Source organism: Ruegeria jejuensis (assembly GCF_041537905.1).
GTDB lineage: Bacteria > Pseudomonadota > Alphaproteobacteria > Rhodobacterales > Rhodobacteraceae > Ruegeria_C.
On sequence record NZ_JBGRUO010000020.1, the window covers coordinates 83,430 to 104,555 of the forward strand.

Annotated in this window: 17 protein-coding genes; 10 read left to right on the forward strand and 7 right to left on the reverse strand. The window is 60.1% G+C overall.

Annotated features, from left to right (window positions below; genetic code table 11):
• Positions 1-40 precede the first annotated feature (40 nt).
• The 3 genes from rfbB to AB1E34_RS19840 form a co-directional block, all read right to left on the reverse strand.
• Positions 41-1,093, reverse strand: a complete 1,053-nt coding sequence (gene rfbB, locus AB1E34_RS19830; protein ID WP_372574051.1) for a dTDP-glucose 4,6-dehydratase — start codon at positions 1,091-1,093, stop codon at positions 41-43.
• Positions 1,090-1,650, reverse strand: a complete 561-nt coding sequence (rfbC, locus tag AB1E34_RS19835) for a dTDP-4-dehydrorhamnose 3,5-epimerase (protein ID WP_372574052.1) — start codon at positions 1,648-1,650, stop codon at positions 1,090-1,092. The genes rfbB and rfbC overlap by 4 nt, the downstream gene beginning before the upstream one ends.
• Positions 1,651-1,720: 70 nt before the next feature.
• Positions 1,721-2,881 carry a Gfo/Idh/MocA family protein gene (locus AB1E34_RS19840; RefSeq protein WP_372574053.1) on the reverse strand — a complete coding sequence of 387 codons (1,161 nt, stop codon included), beginning with the start codon at positions 2,879-2,881 and terminating at the stop codon, positions 1,721-1,723.
• A gap of 609 nt (positions 2,882-3,490) precedes the next feature.
• Between AB1E34_RS19840 and AB1E34_RS19845 the strand changes: the two genes are divergently transcribed.
• The 3 genes from AB1E34_RS19845 (at position 3,491) to AB1E34_RS19855 (ending at position 7,595) form a co-directional block, all read left to right on the forward strand.
• Entirely contained in the window at positions 3,491-5,659 is a 2,169-nt protein-coding gene (locus AB1E34_RS19845) for a GumC family protein (RefSeq protein WP_372574054.1), read from the forward strand.
• Positions 5,660-5,760: 101 nt separating this feature from the next.
• Complete coding sequence (locus tag AB1E34_RS19850; RefSeq protein ID WP_372574055.1) at positions 5,761-7,173, forward strand: GMC oxidoreductase; 1,413 nt, start codon at positions 5,761-5,763, stop codon at positions 7,171-7,173.
• Complete coding sequence (locus AB1E34_RS19855; RefSeq protein WP_372574056.1) at positions 7,170-7,595, forward strand: hypothetical protein; 426 nt, start codon at positions 7,170-7,172, stop codon at positions 7,593-7,595. The genes AB1E34_RS19850 and AB1E34_RS19855 overlap by 4 nt, the downstream gene beginning before the upstream one ends.
• Here AB1E34_RS19855 and AB1E34_RS19860 read toward each other — a convergent pair.
• The gene (locus tag AB1E34_RS19860) at positions 7,562-9,304 is read right to left on the reverse strand and encodes a hypothetical protein (protein ID WP_372574057.1); all 1,743 of its coding nucleotides are present in this window, start codon (positions 9,302-9,304) and stop codon (positions 7,562-7,564) included. The two genes, AB1E34_RS19855 and AB1E34_RS19860, sit on opposite strands and share 34 nt — an antisense overlap.
• 498 nt (positions 9,305-9,802) lie before the next feature.
• Between AB1E34_RS19860 and AB1E34_RS19865 the strand changes: the two genes are divergently transcribed.
• Together AB1E34_RS19865 and AB1E34_RS19870 are read left to right on the forward strand one after the other, a co-directional pair.
• Entirely contained in the window at positions 9,803-10,627 is an 825-nt protein-coding gene (locus AB1E34_RS19865; RefSeq protein ID WP_372574058.1) for a hypothetical protein, read from the forward strand.
• A gap of 3 nt (positions 10,628-10,630) precedes the next feature.
• Positions 10,631-11,521: a hypothetical protein gene (locus AB1E34_RS19870; protein ID WP_372574059.1), complete on the forward strand. Its 891-nt coding sequence runs from the start codon at positions 10,631-10,633 to the stop codon at positions 11,519-11,521.
• Here the strand turns inward: AB1E34_RS19870 and AB1E34_RS19875 are convergent.
• The 3 genes from AB1E34_RS19875 to AB1E34_RS19885 all read right to left on the reverse strand — a co-directional run bounded on the left by AB1E34_RS19875 (position 11,432) and on the right by AB1E34_RS19885 (position 14,645).
• Positions 11,432-12,520: a glycosyltransferase family 2 protein gene (locus AB1E34_RS19875; protein WP_372574060.1), complete on the reverse strand. Its 1,089-nt coding sequence runs from the start codon at positions 12,518-12,520 to the stop codon at positions 11,432-11,434. The genes AB1E34_RS19870 and AB1E34_RS19875 overlap by 90 nt on opposite strands.
• A gap of 1 nt (position 12,521) precedes the next feature.
• Positions 12,522-13,475, reverse strand: coding sequence for a glycosyltransferase family 2 protein (locus AB1E34_RS19880; RefSeq protein WP_372574061.1), 954 nt, complete (start codon positions 13,473-13,475; stop codon positions 12,522-12,524).
• A 417-nt stretch (positions 13,476-13,892) separates the two neighbouring features.
• On the reverse strand, positions 13,893-14,645 hold the full coding sequence (locus AB1E34_RS19885; protein ID WP_372574062.1) for an acyltransferase: 753 nt from the start codon (positions 14,643-14,645) through the stop codon (positions 13,893-13,895).
• A gap of 203 nt (positions 14,646-14,848) precedes the next feature.
• On the opposite strand from AB1E34_RS19885, the gene AB1E34_RS19890 reads away from it, so the two are divergent.
• The 5 genes from AB1E34_RS19890 to AB1E34_RS19910 form a co-directional block, all read left to right on the forward strand.
• Positions 14,849-15,616, forward strand: coding sequence for a class I SAM-dependent methyltransferase (locus AB1E34_RS19890; RefSeq protein ID WP_372574063.1), 768 nt, complete (start codon positions 14,849-14,851; stop codon positions 15,614-15,616).
• A 3-nt stretch (positions 15,617-15,619) separates the two neighbouring features.
• Positions 15,620-17,194 (forward strand): glycerol-3-phosphate dehydrogenase/oxidase, encoded by a 1,575-nt coding sequence (locus AB1E34_RS19895; protein WP_372574064.1) that lies wholly within the window; start codon positions 15,620-15,622, stop codon positions 17,192-17,194.
• On the forward strand, positions 17,191-18,195 hold the full coding sequence (locus AB1E34_RS19900; protein ID WP_372574065.1) for an NAD-dependent epimerase/dehydratase family protein: 1,005 nt from the start codon (positions 17,191-17,193) through the stop codon (positions 18,193-18,195). The genes AB1E34_RS19895 and AB1E34_RS19900 overlap by 4 nt, the downstream gene beginning before the upstream one ends.
• A gap of 14 nt (positions 18,196-18,209) precedes the next feature.
• Positions 18,210-19,484 carry a glycosyltransferase family 4 protein gene (locus AB1E34_RS19905; RefSeq protein ID WP_372574066.1) on the forward strand — a complete coding sequence of 425 codons (1,275 nt, stop codon included), beginning with the start codon at positions 18,210-18,212 and terminating at the stop codon, positions 19,482-19,484.
• Between the two features lie 319 nt (positions 19,485-19,803).
• Positions 19,804-21,126: family 16 glycosylhydrolase (locus tag AB1E34_RS19910; RefSeq protein ID WP_372574067.1), on the forward strand; the 1,323-nt coding region annotated here is incomplete at its 3' end.

The window sequence follows — 21,126 nt, forward strand, 5'->3', positions numbered from 1 at the left end:
CCTCCGGCGGGGATATTTTTGGCCAGATGAAGCATGCGGATCAGGCTTTGACCCCCAGCCGCTCGCCGACACCGGACTGGTTTTGCAGCGCGCGCCACCAGGCCTTGTTGTCGAGATACCATTGCACCGTTTTCTCCAGCCCCTGCTCCAGCGTCACGCTGGGCCGCCAGCCCAGCTCGTCGCGGATGCGGGTGGGGTCGATGGCATAGCGCAGATCATGGCCGGGACGGTCGGTGACAAAGCTGATCTGCTCTGCATAGGGTCTGTCTGCGGGTTTCTTGTGATCAAGAATAGCGCAGATCATCCGTACCAGATCGATATTCTTCACCTCATTCTCGCCGCCGATATTATAGCTGCGCCCCAGCGCGCCCTTTTGCACCACGGTCAGCAGCGCCTCGGCATGATCCTCGACATAGAGCCAGTCGCGCACATTCTCTCCCGCGCCATAGACCGGGATCACCTTGCCCGCCAGCGCGTTCAGGATCACGACGGGCACCAGCTTTTCGGGGAAATGATAGGGGCCGTAATTGTTGGAACAATTGCTCAGCACCACCGGCAGCCCGTAGGTCTCGTGCCAGGCGCGCACCAGATGATCGCTGGCCGCCTTGGAGGCCGAATAGGGCGAACGCGGATCATAAGAGGTGTCTTCGGTGAACTGGCCGTCGCGGTCGGGATCGGGGCCCAGCGAACCATAGACCTCATCGGTCGAGATATGGTGGAAGCGGAAGGTCTGCGGCCTTCCCTGTCCCACCCAATAGGCGCGCGCGGCCTCCAGCAGTGTATAGGTGCCGGTCACATTGGTCTCGATGAAAGTGCCGGGCCCGTCGATCGAGCGGTCCACATGGCTTTCGGCGGCCAGATGCATCACCGCATCGGGCTGATGGGTGGCAAAGGCCGTATCGAGGGCGGCGCGATCACAAATATCAGCCTCTACAAAGGTGTAACCGGGCGCATTGGCCACGGGGGCCACATTGTCCAGACAGGCCGCATAGGTCAGCGCATCGAGATTGATCACCTCATGCCCGTCGCGGATCGCGCGGCGCACCACCGCTGATCCGATGAACCCGGCCCCGCCGGTCACAAGCAGCTTCATGCTGCGCCCTCCCAGACAAAGGGGCTGATGAAATCGACCAGTGCGGGGGCAGCGGCATCCTTGTCGCTCAGCACCGGATCACCGGTAAAGCCCCAGTCGATGCCGCAACTGTCCCAGCGCACCGCGCCGTCACATTCGGGGGCGTAATAATCGGTGCATTTATAGCAGATCTCGGTCTCGGGCTGGCGGGTGACAAACCCATGCAGGAAGCCGGCCGGAACCAGCAGCTGCTTGCCGTTCTCGGCGCTCAGCTCCACCCCTGTCCACTGCCCGTAGGTGGGGCTGCCCTTGCGGATATCGACCGCCACGTCGAAAAGCGCGCCGCGCCCGCAGCGCACCAGCTTGTCTTGAGCAGCGGGCGGCGCCTGAAAGTGCAGGCCCCGAATGGTGCCCGCCTGCATGGAAAGCGAATGGTTGTCCTGCACGAAATCCAGCGTGATCCCATGTTCGGCCAGCAGGCGCTTGTTCCAGCTTTCGCTGAAGAATCCCCGCGCATCGCCAAATCGTGCGGGGGTCAGAACCCGCACACCCGGAAGGGCGGTCTCGTCAACGTTCATTTTCCGGGACCCTTCTCGAAACCCCTCTGGTTTTCATAACAACGCATGTACGGGATGTCACCGCGCCGGCTCAGATCTTTGTCATGGGCTCCACCGGCGCAGGTGCGGTGGTCGGAAAGTACTCGGCTCCGAAAATCTCGGGATGCTGGATGGCAAGCGAGACTTCGGTAATGTGCAGCGAAAACTCTCCGGCCAGGCGCGGCGCGGTGCCCTGCCGTATCGCCGTGGCCATTTCGGCGATCCCCAGCGCGAAATCCATCGGATAGCCCCGCTTGGCCGTTGATATCTCGCGCGAGGGTTCAGGGCTGATCCGCCGGCCGAAATCAAGCCCGAACAGCTTTTTGGCCCCGCGATGCAGCCGGGTTGCCGGTACCGGTGAGGACCGGACGCGGGCAGAGAAATTCCAGGTCTCGTCCAGGCTGAGCACCCCATCTTCGCAAATGATGCGGAACTGGTGATCATGCGGTGCCAGAATGCTGTTGGTCAGCCGCGCGGCCAGACCGTTATCGAATTCCAGACAGGCGGCGGTGAAATCCGGGGTCGAATAATCCGGCGGCGTGTGCGGGCCCTTGTCGCGGATCAGGCAACTTGCAAAAGAGACCATGCGGCGCACTGGCCCGAACATGCCGACCATCCAGGTCAGCGCGTAGCCCGCATGTTCCAATGTGCATCCGGTCTCAAATTCGTTCTCAGCGGGCCAATAGGCGCCTGATGCGGTTTTCCAGTTCTCATAGCCGATCCGGTGCACCATGCCGTCATCCATCTCGGCATAGATCAGGCGCGGTGTGCCGCGCTCGCCGCGGCGCACCGCCTGATACAGGGTCTGTGCCGCAGGTCCCAGGAAACTGGACGGCGCCGAAACCACCTGAAGCCCCCGCTGCTCGGCCAGTTCGACCAGATGCCGCGCTTCTCCCAGATCAAGCGCCAGAGGCTTTTCGGAATACACATGCCGCCCCGCTTCCAGGCATTGTTTGGTGATTGCGTAATGTTGATCGGGTGGCGTCAGGTTGACCACGATTTCGACACCAGGATCGGCCAGCACCGCGTCGATGCTGGCATATTCCGCAAGGCCATAATGTTTTGCGAATGTCTTCTGTCGCGCAGGATTGATGTCACGGATGCCGCGCAGGTGCAGCAACTCGGTCCAGTTGGCAAGCGTTGCCTGGTACAGATCGGCCACATACCCGCAGCCGACAAATGCAATCCCGACATGTTCTGAATCGCTGGTCATCGCTGTGGACGCCTCTTGCCGTTCTGGAAACGGGAACTCTCTGAAGAAGTCAATTTGTAAACACGTAAAAAATGCGCCGTCACCCGAACAACCCCTTGCGGTCAGCAATTATGACCATTTCATCTAATGTTACAATCTTTGCCGGAGGGGGGTGCAACTTGCGCTGATCCGGGTGTCTTCCGCTTACGCTTTTTTGTCAGGGTGTTTCAAGTTTGAAAAGCCAGACACGGGCGCGAGGGCGCGTTTGCGATGCCGGGAGTGCACTGGTGGTTTGCTCGATAGTGTCGCGGTTGCTGCTGGCCTCCTCTATTTTGATGAACAATGCCCTGATTTGGGCCAGATTACCCTTCCTTCTGTTGACAGTGTTCGCTGGTGAGGCGCAAATCCCTGTGCAACCAGCGTCCTGACTTTTCAAAGATTTAAATCGGATGTAGTCTCGGAAGCTGGAACCTGGTTGTTTCGGTCGATTATCTTCGCCCATGAGTGGTCTTTTGGGCGTAAGATCGCTTCTGTAATGTGTAAAAGAAGTTGTGTGAACGTTTTGGTGTTGTTCTCGGAAGCTGATGAAGACGTATGAATAAAGTTATACCGCCTGACAGAAAACTGGATATGCGCTTGCCCAAAGCTGCGGAATCCCAACCCAAGACGCTTGAGTTCTTGGATGTCGTGCAGGCGTTCCGCCGTCGCATGGTTCTGATCACGATGACGGGGGTGCTGTGCCTGGCACTTGCCGTATACTACCTCACGACGATCACGCCGACCTATACATCCGGCGGCCAGCTTCTGCTGGGTGGCCAGGGGCTGAGCGAGCAGAACTCGTTTGATCTGGTCGAGGCCCAGGTGCTCAGCAATGCGGTGATCGAAGGCGAGATCGCGATCATGCGATCCAACGACATCCTGATCAATGTGGTGCGCAAGCTGAAGTTGGATGAAGACCCGGAATTCAACCCCAGCCTCCGAGAGCAGAGCGCGCCGAACCCGGTGATCACCTGGCTCAAGACAACGGCAAAATCCATTCTGCGGCCGGAACGGCCACAAAGCGATAGCGTGGCGACCGCAGGCGGGGCGGGGAACCAGGAAATCCTTGAGGCGGCATCTCTCAATGAGCAACTGGTCGGGGATCTGGGCGCCGCTGTCGGCATTGTCCGCAGGGGGTTGGCCATCCGCCAGCAGGGCACGTCTTTTCTGATGTCGGTGCAGGCCACCTCCGAGAACTCGCAAAAGGCGGCCGCCATCTCGAACACGGTCATGGGCGAATATATCCGCTTTCTCGCCGACAAGCGGTTCCAGGCGGCAAGCCGGTTTACCGGCTGGCTGGAAGGGCGCGTGGAAGAACTGGCCAATAATGTCGAGGAATCGGAGCGGGCGGTTCTGGAATTGCGCAGCGCGATGGAAGCGGATGCTGATAACGGCGCGCGCCTTGACCAGCAGATGCAGGAATTCACCACAAAGCTGGTAAATGCACGCGCCGAGCTGGCCCAGGCCGAAGCTCAGATCCGCCGCGCCACGCTGGTGAACGAAGCCGAAGGCCCGCTTGCGACCGCCAATATCCTGACCAGCGATGCCCTGGTCGACTTTCGCCGGACACTTGTGGAACTGAGACGCGAGGAAACCGCGGCAGCTTCAGGCTTTTCCGACGAATCTGCGCAGGTTGCCTCGATCCGGCGTGCGATCGCGCGCACCGAGGCTGATCTGGCCACCGAGGTGGAAAACCTACTGCTGCAACTGAACAACCGCGTGGAGACTCTGCGGCTGAACGTCCGGACCTTGGAGATCAGCCTGCGGAGTTTCGAAGGCCTGAATCTGGAGCGGTCCAAGCAGTTGATCGAATTAAACCAGCTTCAGCGCGTGGCCGATATCAACCTGCGCGTCTACGAGGATTTTCTCGGGCGCTACCGGGAAATCAGCGAATTCCAGAAGATCCCGATCTCGGATGCAAAGGTCATCAGATACGCGACACCGCCCAGCAGCCCGTCACATCCGCGCAAGAAAGTTGCCGCGGTTCTGGCCCTGATCGGCGGCCTGTCGCTGGGAGCGGCACTGGCGCTGGCGCTGGAATGGCGCCCTAGGAAACTCGCCGCGCCTCGACAGATTTTCAGCGCGACGGGGCTGGCCGTTTTCGGCAACACGCCGCGCCTCAGAAAAACCGGTTCGGTGCAGGATCTGCTTCGGCGGTTGTCACAGGATGAGGATCTGGCCCGGGCCGCCTTGAATCTGGCCGACAATATAAATCTGCATAATGAGCAATCCCTCAGGTCCATTTTCTTCACGTCCTACAATGCAAATGACAGCAAGACGCTGTCGGCTGTGTTGCTGGCCTGGGCAAGCGCCCAACGCGGCAAGAAATGTGTTCTGGTGGACGGCGATTTCCGGACCGCACAGCTGACCGCAAGTCTCGGCGTATCGGACAAGGCCAGTTTCCTGTCGGCAATCCACAGCCAGAAGCCCCTGAACGAATGTGTGGTCGCCACGAATTCCGAGGGTGGTTTCGATTGTATCGGAACCCAGACATCCGCGGCGGATCCGTCGATCATCTACAGCGCCGAGCGGGTTCAGGACCTGATCTCATTGCTGCGCAAGGCCTATGATGTCGTGATTATCGACGCACCGGGCCTTGACGATGTTTCAAACAGATTCGCCACTTTAAGCTCCCAGGATCTGGGTATTTTCACCATCGAGGCCAACAAGGTCACCCTGGGCAGCATCACCGATAGTCTGAATATATTCAGGGACATGAAGCTTGGCGGCGCCGGTATTATCCTGAACGGGCCCGCTTGATCCATCTGCAGCAGACCAACCGGCCTGCACGTGGCGCAGGCCTATATTTTCGGGTGCGAGACCGGAGCACGCCCCGCAACAGGAACAGATAGGACCGAGATTTGAGACCCATATCCGCGGAAGACGCTCAAAAGACCGGCTGGGACGTTATCCTGGTCGGGTCGAGCTTTGCGGCGTGCTTTTTTGCCTACAAGCTGAAGGGCAGGGGACTGAAGGTCCTCTTTGTCGAACGCGGCCCTTTTATCGATCATGATACCCAGCTTGAAAACCGCCTGATCCCATCCTTTCCCGGCGTTGCGCAGGAAAACAGTTCCGGGCAGCGCAAGGATTGGACCGTACGCCATCAATTCGGCGGCTGCTCGAATTGCTGGTGGGGGAATACGCCACGCCTGCAGCCCAGCGATTTCGAACTGCAATCGCGCTACGGCGTGGGTCAGGATTGGCCGATTTCCTATGCCGAACTCGAGCCGTATATGGTCGAGGCCGAATATCTGATGGACATCGCCGGTTCGGATGAGGCCGGATACGCGCCGCGCAGCGCGCCCTATCCGTTTCCGCCGCATGTGCCGACCCGCGCCGAACGCAAGCTGTTTGCCGCTGAACCAAGCTGGCAGCCAATGCCCTGCGCCCGCTCCAATGGCGGCCGGCGCGCCAATTGCTGCGTGTCGGGCGCCTGCAACCTGTGCCCCATCGATGCGAAATTCACCATCCTGAACGCGCTGGACCTGTTCGAGGATGAGGGGTTCCATTTTCTGCTCGATGCGGAATGCCGAGTGGTCGAGACCGCAGCCGGTCAGGCGACGGGTATTGTGGCCGACACCGCCGGGGCTGGCCCGATCACGCTGCGCGGCGATTTCATCGGTCTCGGGGCCAACCCGATCTACAATTCCGCCATTCTGCTGCGATCAGGCATCGGCTCCGATCTGGTCGGGCGCGGCATTCATGAACAGCTGGGCCAGTTCGTCTGGGTCGATATCCCGTTCGACAATTATTATGGCGGCACCTCCCTGACCGGCATGGGCTATGGGTTCTATGATGGTGATTTCCGCCGCGAGGCGGCCTCGGTGATGATCGAAAGCTGGAACGCGCCACAATCGCTGCGGCTGGAGCGTGGAAAATGGCTGCACCGGCTCAAGCTCAAACTGGTGGCCGAGGATCTGCCACTGGCCGAAAACCGGGTGGTTCTGAAAGAGGATGAGCCGGTCATTCAATGGACCGGGCATAGCGGCTATGCCTATGCAGGCCTCGCCCGCGCGCGTGACATGATCTCTTCGTTGATCCCGTTTGAACATGAGATCGTCCGGTTTGGCGGGTTTGAGCCGACCGAGGCGCATATTGTCGGTGGCACGCCCATGGCTGCGGACAGTGCAGGCGGGGTCGTCGACAAATCCTGCCGCGTCTTCGGGATTGCGAACCTGGCCTGTCTCGGGGCAGGCGCCTTTACAACAGGGGCCGCCGCCAACCCGACGCTGACGCTGTCGGCGCTGTCTCTTTATGCGGGGGAAACGCTATGACCATGCGCCGCCGGATGTTCCTGATCGGCGGGGGCGCCGCCGCCGCGCTGGTGGCGGTACCGCTATCCCTGGGCGGCACGACCGCGTTTCTTCGGCGCACGCTTCGGGATCATTTCGGGCCCGAGGTTCTGCAACTTGACGGCATCAATAATTTCGTCACCGAATTTGCCTCCCTTGCCGGAGAAGGCAGCCCGGCCAAACGGTTGGCCGCAGAGATGTATTTTGCCTGGCACGGCGACCGGCTGCGAATGATCGGCCCCGCAGCCGCGCTGCAGGACCGGTTTCTGTATACGATCCTGACCAGAAGCAACATTATCGCCATCCAGCAGCAGCGCGAGACCCAGTTTGACTATGGCTCTGTCGATCCCTGGCTGCCGGAATGCGATCCCTACCTGTCTGCCGTGGCTGACGAGACGCTCTGAGGTTCGGACTGGCCCGACAGAATCCGCCCGGCAGCCGAAGGCGTGCCGAAATCCGGTAGCCGGGCGCAGTCGGCAGGCAGGTTCATGGTCTCGCCATGCCGCCAGCCAACCAGCGAGGACCCGCTTCCTGTCTGCAGCGTGAAATGCAGATCCGCATCCCGGGTGTCCTGCAGAAGCCTGACGATGTTGGGGTGCCGGACACCGGGCTGGTTGGTTATGAAAACGCCCACCGGGATGCACCGAACCGTCAGCTCAAAGTCAGCGAAATCCCCGATCAGGGGCCGGCCTGTCCTGCGGTCGAGACTGAACGGCGGCGTCTCGGTGCCCCGGACATACAGGAACTCCGAGAATCGGGGCTTGTTATATGCCAGATCGAAATCACCCAGCCATTCGACAGCGCGCATTTCCTCTTCGGTCACGATGAGCGCATTGTCTGCCAGCCATGGGGCAAGCAGGGTCTCTGCATCCGTCCATTGCCAGCGGGTTTTGCCCAGCAACGTGTTTTCGTCTTTTCCCAGTATCAGCTTGGTGCTGCGGATAAAGACCGGGTTGGCAAAGACGACGAACCCCGCCGCGACGACCAGCATCAACCAGGCGAACGGTTTCTTCAAAGATGCGGGCAGCAGAAACGACATCGCCTCTGCCGCGCCGTCTTTCAGAAACCGCCACACGGTGGGAAGCACTGCCTGCAGGCCGATGCCCCAAAGCACGAAGAAGAACGGCATCGTCGGATAGAGATAACGGATATTCTTCAGCCCTCCGAAAGATTGCAGCACGAAGGTTGCAGCAAACACAATCAGACAGAAAGAGGCTGGCAGGAAATTGGCCCGCAACGCGATGATGGCGATGACCGGAAACAGCGGCCAGAAGGTAGGGTAATTGTCCCGGAAATTCCGGTGATAGAACGTGGTGTCGTTCGCGGGCGGCCAAGGTTCCCAGTTATATGTGGTCCAGAGCCATTGGATTTCGGCAGAAAAGATGCCGCTCAGCAAGACACCTGCGACCGTGAGCAACACAAGGCCAACTAACCACCACAGCCGCGGATATGCCCGCAGCCAGCCCGGCGCAAAGACCAGAAGCACCCAGAGCCCGACCGCGCCTATGCCCAATGCTGTCAGCATCTGCAAATCGAGGGCGATCAGAAAGAGAACAGCCGCAGCGGCCAGGGCTGCCAATTGCCATGCCAGCGACCTGAACTCGACAAGGGCGACATAGACCAGCAGGGCTCCGGCCACAAAAAGCACGCCCTGCAGCGAATAGAAACGGATATATTGCGCAACCTCGATGCCATTCGGCCAGAACAGCAGAAAAACCAGCGCGATCAGGGCAGTCACACTGCCGCTGACACGATAGGCCCAGGCCACGACCAGCGACACCAGAAGCGCACCGGGAAGGATCGACGGAATCAGGCGCGCGGCACTGGCCGATTGCTCTCCCATGATCCCGAAGCTCAGCGCGATCAACTGGCTGAAGCGGGCGGCCCGGTCATAGATGCCGTCCAGAACGGCAAAGCTCTGGCTCTCCTGCCAGCTGACAGAGGGCAGATACTGATACAACTCGTCATAGATCAGCGGGTGATCGATCATACCGATCCGGGTGAGAAGAGCTGCGCCAAATGCCACCACAGAGATCAGCACAAGCGGGATAAGGCCTGTTCCGGGATGATCCTGGCCGGGGTGAATGCGTTTCTGTTCGGGTTTGTCGGTCACTGACATTTCCTTATGGGCCGCGCAGGGGCGTTCGAACATCCATATGTGCCAGGCCCGCACATGCCCGACCGGCCAAAAACCGATTTCGAATCTGTTCGAAACTGCGGTAGTGGTATGTTTCGTTAACGCACGGTCCCTGTGTGTAGTAACAAATAGCGGTCAAATTCCAATCCCGTCTGCTGCCACCCGGTACGTGAAATCACACATAGGCGACCGCCGATAATGACTAAATGAAACAGGGTGTTGGCCATTCGTCAATTCGAAGGCGGTATCGATATTGTCCGATCTCTCCAATGGCGCGCTAAGCGGAACAATTTGTCAGCAGGGCAGAGAATGAACGCAGTTTCAGCTACACCGATCCTTCCGTTTCGGTTTGAATAAGTAGCGACATCACCGCGAGGTCCCGAATCAGTAACTCGAAATGGCGGGTTTTGTTGTCGATTCCGAACCGGGGCGTTGATATGCAATAGGGATTCAGGGGGGCATCGGGAAAAGAAGATGGCTTTGGACAACGGCGGCTCCGCGGAAAACGACCCATCCCGGCAGGTCTGCCGCGTGGATGGTCATGTGCATATCCACCCCGACTTCCCCATCTCCCGAGTGCTGGACAGCGCCTGTCGCAACATGGGGCTGGCCGTATCACCCGAACGCGCGACCGGCGTTCTGCTCCTGACCGAAATGGCGGGCGTAGACCGGTTTGGCGCGCTGCCCGATCACGCGGGCGACTGGTCCATCATCGCTTGCGCAGAGGCGATGTCCGTGGTTGCCCGGCGCGATGACGGATCCCGGCTTTTCATCGTCGCAGGACGCCAGATCGTTACGGCGGAAGGGCTGGAAGTTCTTGCCAACGGAACCGTACAGGCCCTTCCCGACGGTCTACCACTGACCGAGGTGATGGCGGCTGTCCGTGACCTTGGGGCGCTTGCCGTCCTGCCATGGGGGGTTGGGAAATGGACCGGCGGACGCGGGCGTATCATGAAGGCGCTTGCTGCCCGCCCACCGGCATCCGACGGGTTCTTCCTCGCCGATAGCGGCGTGCGCCTCACCGGTACGCCGCGGCCCGGAATTCTGGCGCAGGGCGAAGCAAATGGATGGCGGGTTCTGACGGGATCGGACCCGTTGCCGCTTCGGAACCAGGCCGCTGCCGCGGGTCGATACGGCTTTGTTGCCGAATGTGCGCTCGATCCCGACCGTCCTTTTCACAGCTTGGCCGCTTGGTTGCGCGCGCTTGAGAGATCGCCGGACTGTTATGGCGCGCTTCGGGGGCTGGGTGGCTTCGTGGCGCATCAGACGGCCATGCAGATCAGAAAACGCCTGGGCTGAGCCGTGCCCGCAACGCTTGGCCATATTGGGTTCCAGTATTTGGCGACCAAGGCATGCCTGCCGAAAGCCGATGCGAAATGGATATTGGCCGGGTGCGTCCTGCCGGATGTGCCGTGGATTCTTCAGCGGGTTGTTGTCGGCGTGACCGGTGCCTCATCGGTGGAGGTGCGGCTCTATGTGATCGCCCAGAGCAGCTTGCTGGTCACCTTGATCCTCTGTGCCTGTCTGGCCCTGTTCAGCAGGGCGCCCCGATCCGTTTTTGCTGTTTTGGCGCTTGGCGTGCTGCTGCATCTGGGTCTGGATGCCTTGCAGACGAAATGGGCAAACGGGGTTGTTCTGCTGGCGCCGCTACAGTGGGATCTGGTGAATGTCGGCCTGTTCTGGCCGGAAGACTGGCCGACCCATGCGCTTTATGCCCTGTCGGTTGCGGTCGGGGTTTGGCTCTGGATAAAGGAACTCAAATCCGGCAAGGACCTGCAATGGCCTCGCGGCTGGCGGGCGGTGGCCGCCACGCTGCTGCTGCTCGCATATGCCGGTCTGCCGATCCTTATGATAGAGGGCGCGCGGGCGGCCGATCTGCATTTTGCGGCAACGCTGGACGCGGTGGAACACAGGGCAGGCAAGTCAATCGAATTCGACCGCAGCCGCCTCGCTATCGGCCCTGACGGCACCCGTCTGCATGTCTGGACAGGAGAAGAATTCCGGCTGAGCGCGTCAGCGCCGCTTCAGGGCGATGTGGCATCGATCCGAGGGCGGTTCGAAACGCCAACGACGATCCGGGTTGCGGAGGTCCATATTCACGCTTCAGGCATCCGCAACATCGCTTCTTATATCGCTCTTCTGATGATCATCCTGTGGTGGGGCCTCTGCATCGCGGACCGCCTCAGGCTCTGATCCGGGCGCAGTCGAGGGCCGGCCGCGCAGGACCTCTCCGATTTCATAGCTGCGCAACCTTCGGCTGGACGAAAAGATGATGATCTCGCCCACCAGTCCCAAGGCCACGATCTGGATGCCCAGAACCAGCATCAACACGGCAAAGACCAGAGCCGGGCGATCCGCGAGAGGGGCGCCGAAAAAGAGCCGCTCGATCACCAGATACGCGGTCAGCAGCGCCCCGATCAGAATGAGCGGAACGCCGACGGAGCCAAAGAAGCGCAAGGGCCGCCTGAGGTATTTTAGCCCGACAAACAGGGTGAGAACATCAACTAGAGCCCCCACATGGGCGTTCGGCTTGAACTTGTAGATCTGCTGCGCATCAACATCCTTGACGACGGGCAGGTCCACCTCCTGGACGTCATAGCCTTCCGAAGCTGCGATCAGCGGCAGGAAATGCTGCCTGACACCCAGTTCGGCAACCCGCAGAAACACATCCCGGCGTCCGGCCCGGGCCCGGCAGAAGACATCTTCGAATTTCTGCTGAAAGAGCAGGTTCAAAAGCCCATGCGTGGCCTGCGCCCGGACTTTCTGCATGCTGCTGCGGTTGAGTTCACCCCGCCGTCCCACGGCCATGTCGGCCGGGCCGACCGCGTCGATCAGGCTGATGATGGAGCCGGGATCAATCTCGGGCCAGCAGGGCAGAGTCAGGACGATATCGCCAACTGCCAGACCGATCCCCTGCTTGATCGCCGCATCCTCGCCATTCCATGGCCGTTGCGGGAAAAGCCTCAGGTTTGGCCATTGCGCGCCCAGTGGCTCCAGCGCAGCCCGGATACCGGCAGAGGCGTGCTCGAACACAATGATCATTTCATATGACTGGGGCCGCGCGTCCAGGACGGTCCTATACGCGGTCAGTAGATCGGCCAAGCCTTTGCCGTCGCCCTCGGCGCTGACGATGACCGATACCAGACCGGTTGCGGTGGCCTCGGTCTCGGCCGGGTTCTGGTCGTGCAGCATATCAATTCCTCTCCGGTAGGGCGCGCGCGGAATGATCCCCTAGCCAATATAGTTCGGCGGGTCCGATCTGGCGATGTATCAGGGCACACACCACGCCGATTAAAAACAAAAACAACGTCAGAGAACCGCAGAGCATCGCAACCGACGTATATACCATCACACTGCCCGATCCGGTCGCACCTGCCCCGAACAGGATCGGCCAGGAAAACAGAATCGCCATGACCGCCGAGGCGGCGGCAAGCCCGGTAAAGCGGCGCATCGGGCGGCGTGCAAAAAGCAGCAGGGTCTTGATCGCGATCAGGTCCAGCAGAACCTTGAAGATCCGCGACAGCCCGTATTTCGATTCTCCGAACTGGCGGGCGTGATGGCGTACGCCGACCTCGGCGATCCGGGCCCCAACGGGAAGCGTCATGGCGGGGATGAACCGATGCATGTCGGAGTAAAGCGGCACCCGCTTGATCACATTCGCCCGGTACACCTTGAGCGAACATCCATTATCCTTCACCGGCAGGCCCGTGACCTTGCCGATCAGCCGGTTGGCGATCATCGAGGGTAGCTTGCGCGACAGCCATTTGTCCTGACGGTTGATCCGCCAGCCGATCACCATGTCATAGCCTTCGTCGATCTTCGCCAGCATCATCGGGATGTCGCTGGGATCGTTTTGCAGATCGCCATCCATGGTCACCAGGACCGAGCCACGCGCATATTCGATACCGGCGGTCATCGCCGCAGTCTGCCCGTAATTCTTGCGGAATTTCAGCACAACGACCCGTGAATCCGCGGCGGCAAGCTCTGACAGTTTCTGAAAGCTCGTATCGGTCGATCCGTCATCGACGAAGATCAGCTCAAACGGCAGCCCGGCGCCATCCATTGTGTTGGCGACCTTGCTATAGAGCAAACCAACGCTGTCTTCCTCGTTCAATATGGGAACTATTATGGAATATCTGACGGCCAATGCCTTACTCCCGCTCGAACACCTAACAATACAAAACCTTAAACACGCTACCAATATGGGCCGTTACTTCCGGGCGCGGGTTGACCCTAGCAACACGCGCAAGTGAAAGCAATTCTTGAAGAAAGCGAGATCCTCGCGACGTCCGCTTACGGTCGGGCCGGCACTAAAATACTTGCCACAAGCGCCTTATGCGGGGGGGCGAGCAAGGTTCACGCCTCGCGCATTGTATCAATTAAGAGTTTGTTTTTAAAAGAAATAAATCTCAAGAAATCATTTTTCATGTTCCCGGGACTCCCACTCTCACGGTCCCTGGTGTCTTGAAGCGTCAGAAGAGAGATTCGAACGGTGGCGCGCGCCGTGGAACCAATCCGGCGCACGGTAGCGGAATTGTTCGCAAGGCCGACGTGATTAGGGCCCCTAGCTCCGCAGCCGGACCTGCCGCGCCGGAACACCTGCCACGATGGCGTTTTCGGCCACATCCGAGGTCACCACCGACCCTGCAGCAATAACGGCGCCGTCGCCCACGGTCACGCCATCCAGAACCGAGACATGCGCCCCCACCCAGACATCGTTGCCCAGTTTGACCGGACCCTTGGTTTCAAGCCCCTGGAGCACCATGGGACCCTGGCCAAGCGCCATCTTGTAACGCCCGCCCCCGAAATAGCATTGCCCGGCAATGATGCAGTGGTCGCCGATCTCGATGCCGGACACCCCGCTGAGATTGCACTGGCTGCCGATCGAGCAATCGGAGCCGATCCGGAGATAATTGCTTTTGACGAGCAGGACTGTATCGCGGGCGATCAAAGTGCGCGCGCCGATGGAAAAATCTCCGGGCGCGGTGGTGCCGCGCGCATCCAGCGCACATCCGTCATCGATCGTAACATTGTCGCCCAGCGTCATCCGGCCCGGGCAGCGCAGCGAAATATCGCGACCGAAATTCAAACCGCGACCGGCCTCGCCAAAAAGCCCCGGGAACAGATGCTTGCGCAGGAAAAAACCCAGCGCGCCGCGGGTTCCGGCGGCAAAAAACATTGCGAATTCATACTTTAGCAGCGACCGCCAGCCTTCATCGCCAATGAAGAACCGCTGGTATTTTCTAAGGGCGGACCCGTCATCGCTCAGTGCATCGACGACATAGTCTTTCCGGACTGCGCTGCGCTGGCTTTCCACCGGCTTCCCCTGCTTTGATCTCCTGCAATGAATTGCCTAGCACCAAAAATGACACCGCATCAACCACCCCATACCGCTCGCCCGCACAGACCTGTTGCCGAAGGCGTGACGCGACCGACCCGTGTTGCCAATAAGGATCAAGGCCCCTTAGAGTGCGCACATCTCGATCATGTCGGGCGTTGTCGTGTAGGTGGTGAAAACCGGTGAAGAACATCTCGGATTATTGGGACCGGAACGTCTCGAACTGGAAAGTGGCCCGCCATCTGGATGTCGGCTCGCAGGCCTTCTTCGAGGAGGTCGAGCGCTATCGCTTCGATAAACTCGAATATCTGGAGCCCGTGGTCGGCTATGACCGGCATGCCGGCAAGAAAGTTCTGGATGTCGGCTGCGGGTTGGGCACCGACACCGCGCGCTTTGCCTCCCATGGCGCCGAGGTCACCGGCATCGATATCGCTCCTGAGGCGATCGCGCTGGCAGAAAAGAACTTCGCATGGCGCGACTTGCCGGGGCAGTTTCACGTCATGGATGGCGAAGCTATGAGCTTTCCCGATGACAGCTTCGATTTCGTCTATTGCCACACGGTGCTGCATTTTACGCCGTCGCCGGAAAACATGGTGCGCGAGATCCATCGCGTCCTCAAACCCGGCGGACGGGCGCTGCTCATGATGATCAACCGGCGGTCATGGCTCTATTTCATGCATCGCGTGGCCGGTGTGAAGATCGACTATATGGACGCGCCGGTCTTTCACAAGAAAGACCCCGATGAGTTCTCGGAACTGACCGGGCCATTCCCCGACAAAGAGATAAAGCTGTACCGATTCCCCAAAAGAACCGAGGTGCATAAAGGCTGGAAGGCCGCCGTGTACAACACGCTTTTTGTTGATCTGTTTCACGCCCTTCCGGCGCGCATGACCCGCAACACCGGCTATCACATGCTGGCCTTTGTGCAAAAACCGGGCACCGTTGAGTAAGCGATGAGGCGCGACATCTCCCTCCTGCGGAAACGCCGCTTTGATGTGGTTGTTGTCGGCGGCGGCATACAGGGGGCCTGTGTGGCGCGGGACGCGGCGCTGCGGGGGCTGAGCGTTGCCCTGATCGAGCAGGGCGATTTCTGCGGCGCCACCAGCCACAATTCCCTGAAGACCATTCACGGCGGCATCCGCTATCTGCAGCATCTGAATTTCAAGCGGGCCATCGAATCCATCCGCGAGCAGCAGATCTTTCTCAGAACCGCACCGCATCTGGTTCAGCCGCTGGGGTTTCTGATGCCAACCTACGGCTATGGCATGCGGGGGCCCCTGGCCTTGGGGGCCGGGATCGCCCTGTTCGAGGCGCTGAACGCCGGTGTCGCGCTGCGCGACGGTCGCCGGCCGGCCTGGCCGAAGGGCCAGCTGATGCGGGCCGCCACCTGCCGCAAGCGCGCGCCGGGAATCGACCCTCAGGCGCTGACCGGTGGTGCCTATTGGGCTGACGCGCAGGTCGGACTCGCCGATAAAGCTGTGCTGCAGATCCTGCAACAAGCGGTCGATCACGGTGCCTGCGTTGCCAATGACGTGCAGGCCGAGCAACTGCGTTTCGATCCCTCGGCCCCCGAATCCGTCTGCGGGCTCGGGGCACGGGACATGCGCACCGGCGATCGCTTCGAGATCGCGGCGCGCGCGGTGGTGAACGCAACCGGGCCCTGGGCGGCGGATTGGATCAGGCGCGCCGGGGGATCCAGGCTGTCGCTGCAGGTGGGGCTGGTCAAGAGCATGAACCTGGTGACCCGCAAACCCGCCTTGCCGCACGCCCTTGCCGTCAAGAGCAGCCGCGCCTCCGATTCCCGGATCGACACCGCCAAGCGGATGTTCTTCGTCGTGCCCTGGCAAGGCAGGGCGGTCATCGGAACAACCCACTTCACCCATCGTGACACCACTCTCGACCTGAGGGTCGACCAAGAGGAGATCGCGGCATTTGTCGAAGAATTCGCAGCCGCCTTTCCGGCGATGGGTGTGACGACCGATGATATCCTGTATTGTTACCAGGGGCTCACACCGGGAGACGACACCGTGACCGAGGACGGAGCCAAGCTGCATGAAAGCAGGATCGTCGATCACGCTACGACGGATGGTATCGGCGGGGTGTTCAGCATCGTCAGCATCAAATGGACGACCGCACGGCTGGTCGCGGAACAGGCCGTCGACCGGTTGCTGGATCAGTGGAAAGACCGCCGCGCCTGTCAGACGCGTCACACAAGGATTCCCGATTATCCCGGCATGCCGCATGACACCTGCGGGCTATCCGATGCCGGGCTGCGCGATTTCGTGGTAGCGCATGTCGAGAACACCCAGGCGTTTCGCCTTGACGACATCGTCCTGCGCAGAACAAACGACCTGGTATCGGGCCGGATGAGCGCGCAGCACTTCGCCGTAATTGAGCAAACGCTGGCAGATCATTTCAACTGGTCGGTCGAACAGCGACGCGCTGAGACCCAACAGGTCCTGAATCGGCTACCCCCTTCATCCTTCAGACACAGATTGATCAACGAATTAGAGGCAACCTCAATATGAGTATTGGCAAGGGCGACATTGTATTGGTGACCGGGGCCACCGGGTTCACCGGCAAACATCTGGTCCGGGAATTATGTGCCACAGGCGCCACCGTGCGCGCAATCGTGCGCAGCTCGTCGCGGCTCGACGGGATCGAGGACCTGCCGATCGAAATCTTCCAGGGCGATGTGTTCGACGCCGATGTAGCCGCCCACGCCTCCGAGGGGGTGCACTATGTCTTCCATGTCGCCGCCGCCTACCGAGAGGCCAAGATCAGCGATGACGTCTACTGGAAAGTGCATGTGCAAAGCACCCAGAACCTGGCCCGGATCGCAGCACAGAACCCGGAATTCAAACGCTTCGTCCACGTGTCGACCATCGGCGTTCACGGCCATATCGAAGAGCCGCCCGCAAACGAGGAATACCGCTTCGCGCCCGGCGATCAGTATCAGGACACCAAGGTCGAGGCAGAGCTGTGGATCCGCGACTTTGCAAAGACCGACGGACTGCCGCTGACCGTGGTCCGGCCCGCCGCCATCTACGGCCCCGGCGACCGCCGCCTGCTCAAAGTGTTCAAGATGGCGAAGAAACCGGTGGTGCCGATCCTGGGATATGGCTGCAAGGGGCTCTACCACCTGATCCACGTGAAGGATCTGGTGCGGTTCATGATCCTGTCCGCCACCCATGAGCGGACTCTCGGCGAGGTCTATATCTGTGGCGCCCGGGGGCCTATCAGCATCGAACAGATGGTCCGCGTCATTGCCGGGAAACTGAAAACAGCACCCAGAATTCTGCGCCTGCCCGTCACCCCGTTCTTCATCGCGGGCGATCTGTGCGAATGGATTTGCAAGCCCCTGGGGATAGAGCCGCCGATTTACCGGCGGCGTGTGGCGTTCTTCACCAAGGATCGCGCCTTTGATACGTCGAAGATGCGCGACCATACCGGCTATGAGTATCTTTATACCAACGAGAGCGGACTTGTGGACACTGCGGACTGGTACGTCAAGGAAGGATGGCTCTGATGGGGGACCGGCACATGAGTCAGACCAAGCGACGCGCGGATATGCTGGTTGTCGCACCGCATCCGTTCTTCACGCCCCGCGGCACGCCGTTCAGCGTCTATTACCGCACGCTGGTTCTGGCCGAGGCTGGCGTCCAGATCGATCTGCTGACCTACCACCCCGGGCAGGATGTGGATATTCCGGGCGTTCGCATCGTGCGAATCCCGCGTATCGGGTTTCTCGAACCGGTGCCGGTTGGTCCTTCGGTCAAAAAACTGTTTCTGGATGTGTTCGTTCTGTTCTGGACCATCGGAATGCTGATCCGACATCGCTACGGGCTGGTGCATGCCCATGAGGAATCCGTGTTCTGGTGCCGGGCCCTGAAGCCTTTCTTCCGGTTCCGGCTGATCTATGACATGCATTCCAGCCTGCCCCAGCAGCTGGAGAATTTCGGGTTCACGAAATCGAAGATACTGATCGGAATCTTCCGCTTTCTCGAAGACAGCTGCCTGAAGGCGGCTGATGCGGTGATCACGATCTGCCCCGACCTGCGGGATTATGCGCTGCAGCAGGGCGTCCCGGAGGACAAGCATTTCCTGATCGAGAACTCGATCTTCGACGATGTCAGGTTGGCAGCGTCCCCCAGCGCGCCGGTGGCGGTGGATTCAGACGCCGAGGATGTCGTGTTTTCCGCAGATATCCCAACGATGGTTTATGCCGGAACATTCGAAAAATATCAGGGCATTGACCGGGTCATCAAGGCGTTTGCCCAGATCACCGACCGGCACAAGCAGGCCAGGCTGGTGCTGGCCGGCGGCACGCCCGAACAGGTGGCCGCCATGAAGGCGGTGGCCGCCGACGCGGGACTGTCAGATCAATGCGTGTTCACCGGCCGGGTATCGAAAACGACGGCGCTGCGGCTCAACAGAGAGGCGGATGCGCTGCTGTCGCCCCGCATCGACGGCACCAACACGCCGCTGAAGGTCTATGAACAGCTGGCCAGCGGAAAACCCCTGATTGCAACACGAATCTGGTCGCACACGCAGGTTCTTGACGATGACTATTGTTTTCTGGTCGAGCCGACGCCCGACTCGATTGCCGAGGGCATGTGCGCGGTATTGGACAACCCGGAGGAGGCCGGACGGCGCGCCAGCAATGCCCGGGCGCTCTATGACCAAAAATACGCACGCCCGATCTATGAGACCAAGATACGTGCGCTGTTGAGCGCTGTTGGTTTCAGGGATGCCACCCCGATGACACACACCCCGGAAGAGGGTCAGGCAGAGGCGGTTTCTTCGAGGCCGGAATGAGGGGCAACGGACCTGCCGAAAGGGCGACAAATGCCTGAATTTGTTTCACATTGATTCCATTTTCCGACCCGGGGGCGGCAGCGGGGCAGACTCTATCGGCGCGCGCGGGACACGAATCGCGCCGCTTTGAGCCACCGTTGCAACTGCGGAAACAATCTCTGCGGGTTTATGGCACAGAGTTGATTTGCTCTCGGGGTCGTCTTACCTGTAAAGATAGTGTTGGGGGGCTAAGATTGTTTGTCTATTTTAGCCATCGGTAGAGGTGTGGAATTGTCCTGGGGGGACGCCGCGCCGTTTGTTTTGTAGTGGGTTGGGGTATATGTCGACATTTTTGGAAGAATTTGACGGTCCGTTGGAGGCCGGTGTCTGGTTGGTATCAGATTACGCGTTGCCCGGGGGATGGATCGATACGGCCTGGTCCCCATCCAATGTGACCGTTTCAGCCGGTCAGCTCACCCTCACACTGGATGATCAGCCACAGGACGGCAAATCCTTCAGCGGCGGTGAAATACGCTCGATCGAGAATTTCAGCTTCGGCAGCTATACCGTTACGATGCAAACCGCAGTCGGCAGCGGCGCCAACTCGACCTTTTTCCTCTATTCCCCCCAGACCGAGATCGATTTTGAGTTCCTCAGCAGCGACCCGACCCAGGCGCTACTGACCTATCACTTTGAAGGCGAGAGCGTCGGCACCGTTATCGATCTGGGCTTCGACTCTTCTGCCGGACTGCATGACTACACGATCGAGTGGGGGCCGGATTCGATTTCGTGGTATGCAAACGGGATCCTTCTGCATTCGGTGACCGACCCGGTCGACCTTGATGTGCCAACTGCCGATGCACAGATCTTCCTGAGCCTCTGGCACGGGACGCCAAGCTGGATGGGTGATCCCGATTTCGCCCCGTCCACATCCGCCATCTACGAATCCGTGAGTTTTGCCGCGCGCACGGCCCCGATCGCACAGGACGACTGGGTTGTACTGGCTGACGGCAGCCCGTTCCAGCTCGACATGCTGGCAAATGACACGGATCCCGACGGCCCGGCACTTGCGGCCAGCGATATCGTCATCACCCAGGCACCGGCCTTCGGAACGCTGTCGCAGGATCCCGGAACAGGCGCGTTTACATATACCCCGGACGACGCGAATTTCGTGGGCATAGATCGGTTCGAGTACAGCGTTTCGGATGCAAATGCCGAAATGTCCAATACGGCTTGGGTGACCGTCCAGGTCGGGCTGGATCCGATTGATCCTGCTGCTGTTTTGCTGACGGATGGCAATGATGACAATCTTGCGCTGATCAGTGGCGGGACGGATATCTTTGACGGTCTGGCCGGCGATGACACGCTTTATGGCGGTGATGGCGGCGATCTGCTCTATGGCAATATCGGCAATGACGTGCTGTACGGCAATGACAATGGCGACAGCCTTTATGGCGGCTCGGGCGATGATGTACTGGATGGCGGCAAGAACAACGACCTGCTGGATGGCGGGGCCGGGGCGGATACGCTGACCGGTGGCAAGGGCAATGACACGTTCAAGTTCTCGGTGGTCGATGGCGCGCTGGACACGGTTCAGGATTATGCCTGGTGGAAGTTCCGCGATGTGGGCGACGCGCTGGTGGGCTACACCCAGGGCGTTGAC

Bases quoted from the DNA above. Each gene is read 5' to 3' on its own strand.
- AB1E34_RS19900 (WP_372574065.1), top strand. From the start codon at position 17,191: ATGAGTATTGGCAAGGGCGACATTGTATTGGTGACCGGGGCCACCGGG.
- rfbC (WP_372574052.1), bottom strand. From the start codon at position 1,650: ATGAACGTTGACGAGACCGCCCTTCCGGGTGTGCGGGTTCTGACCCCC.
- AB1E34_RS19855 (WP_372574056.1), top strand. From the start codon at position 7,170: ATGACCATGCGCCGCCGGATGTTCCTGATCGGCGGGGGCGCCGCCGCC.
- rfbB (WP_372574051.1), bottom strand. From the start codon at position 1,093: ATGAAGCTGCTTGTGACCGGCGGGGCCGGGTTCATCGGATCAGCGGTG.
- AB1E34_RS19875 (WP_372574060.1), bottom strand. From the start codon at position 12,520: ATGCTGCACGACCAGAACCCGGCCGAGACCGAGGCCACCGCAACCGGT.
- AB1E34_RS19905 (WP_372574066.1), top strand. From the start codon at position 18,210: ATGAGTCAGACCAAGCGACGCGCGGATATGCTGGTTGTCGCACCGCAT.
- AB1E34_RS19865 (WP_372574058.1), top strand. From the start codon at position 9,803: ATGGCTTTGGACAACGGCGGCTCCGCGGAAAACGACCCATCCCGGCAG.
- AB1E34_RS19845 (WP_372574054.1), top strand. From the start codon at position 3,491: ATGCGCTTGCCCAAAGCTGCGGAATCCCAACCCAAGACGCTTGAGTTC.
- AB1E34_RS19840 (WP_372574053.1), bottom strand. From the start codon at position 2,881: ATGACCAGCGATTCAGAACATGTCGGGATTGCATTTGTCGGCTGCGGG.
- AB1E34_RS19895 (WP_372574064.1), top strand. From the start codon at position 15,620: ATGAGGCGCGACATCTCCCTCCTGCGGAAACGCCGCTTTGATGTGGTT.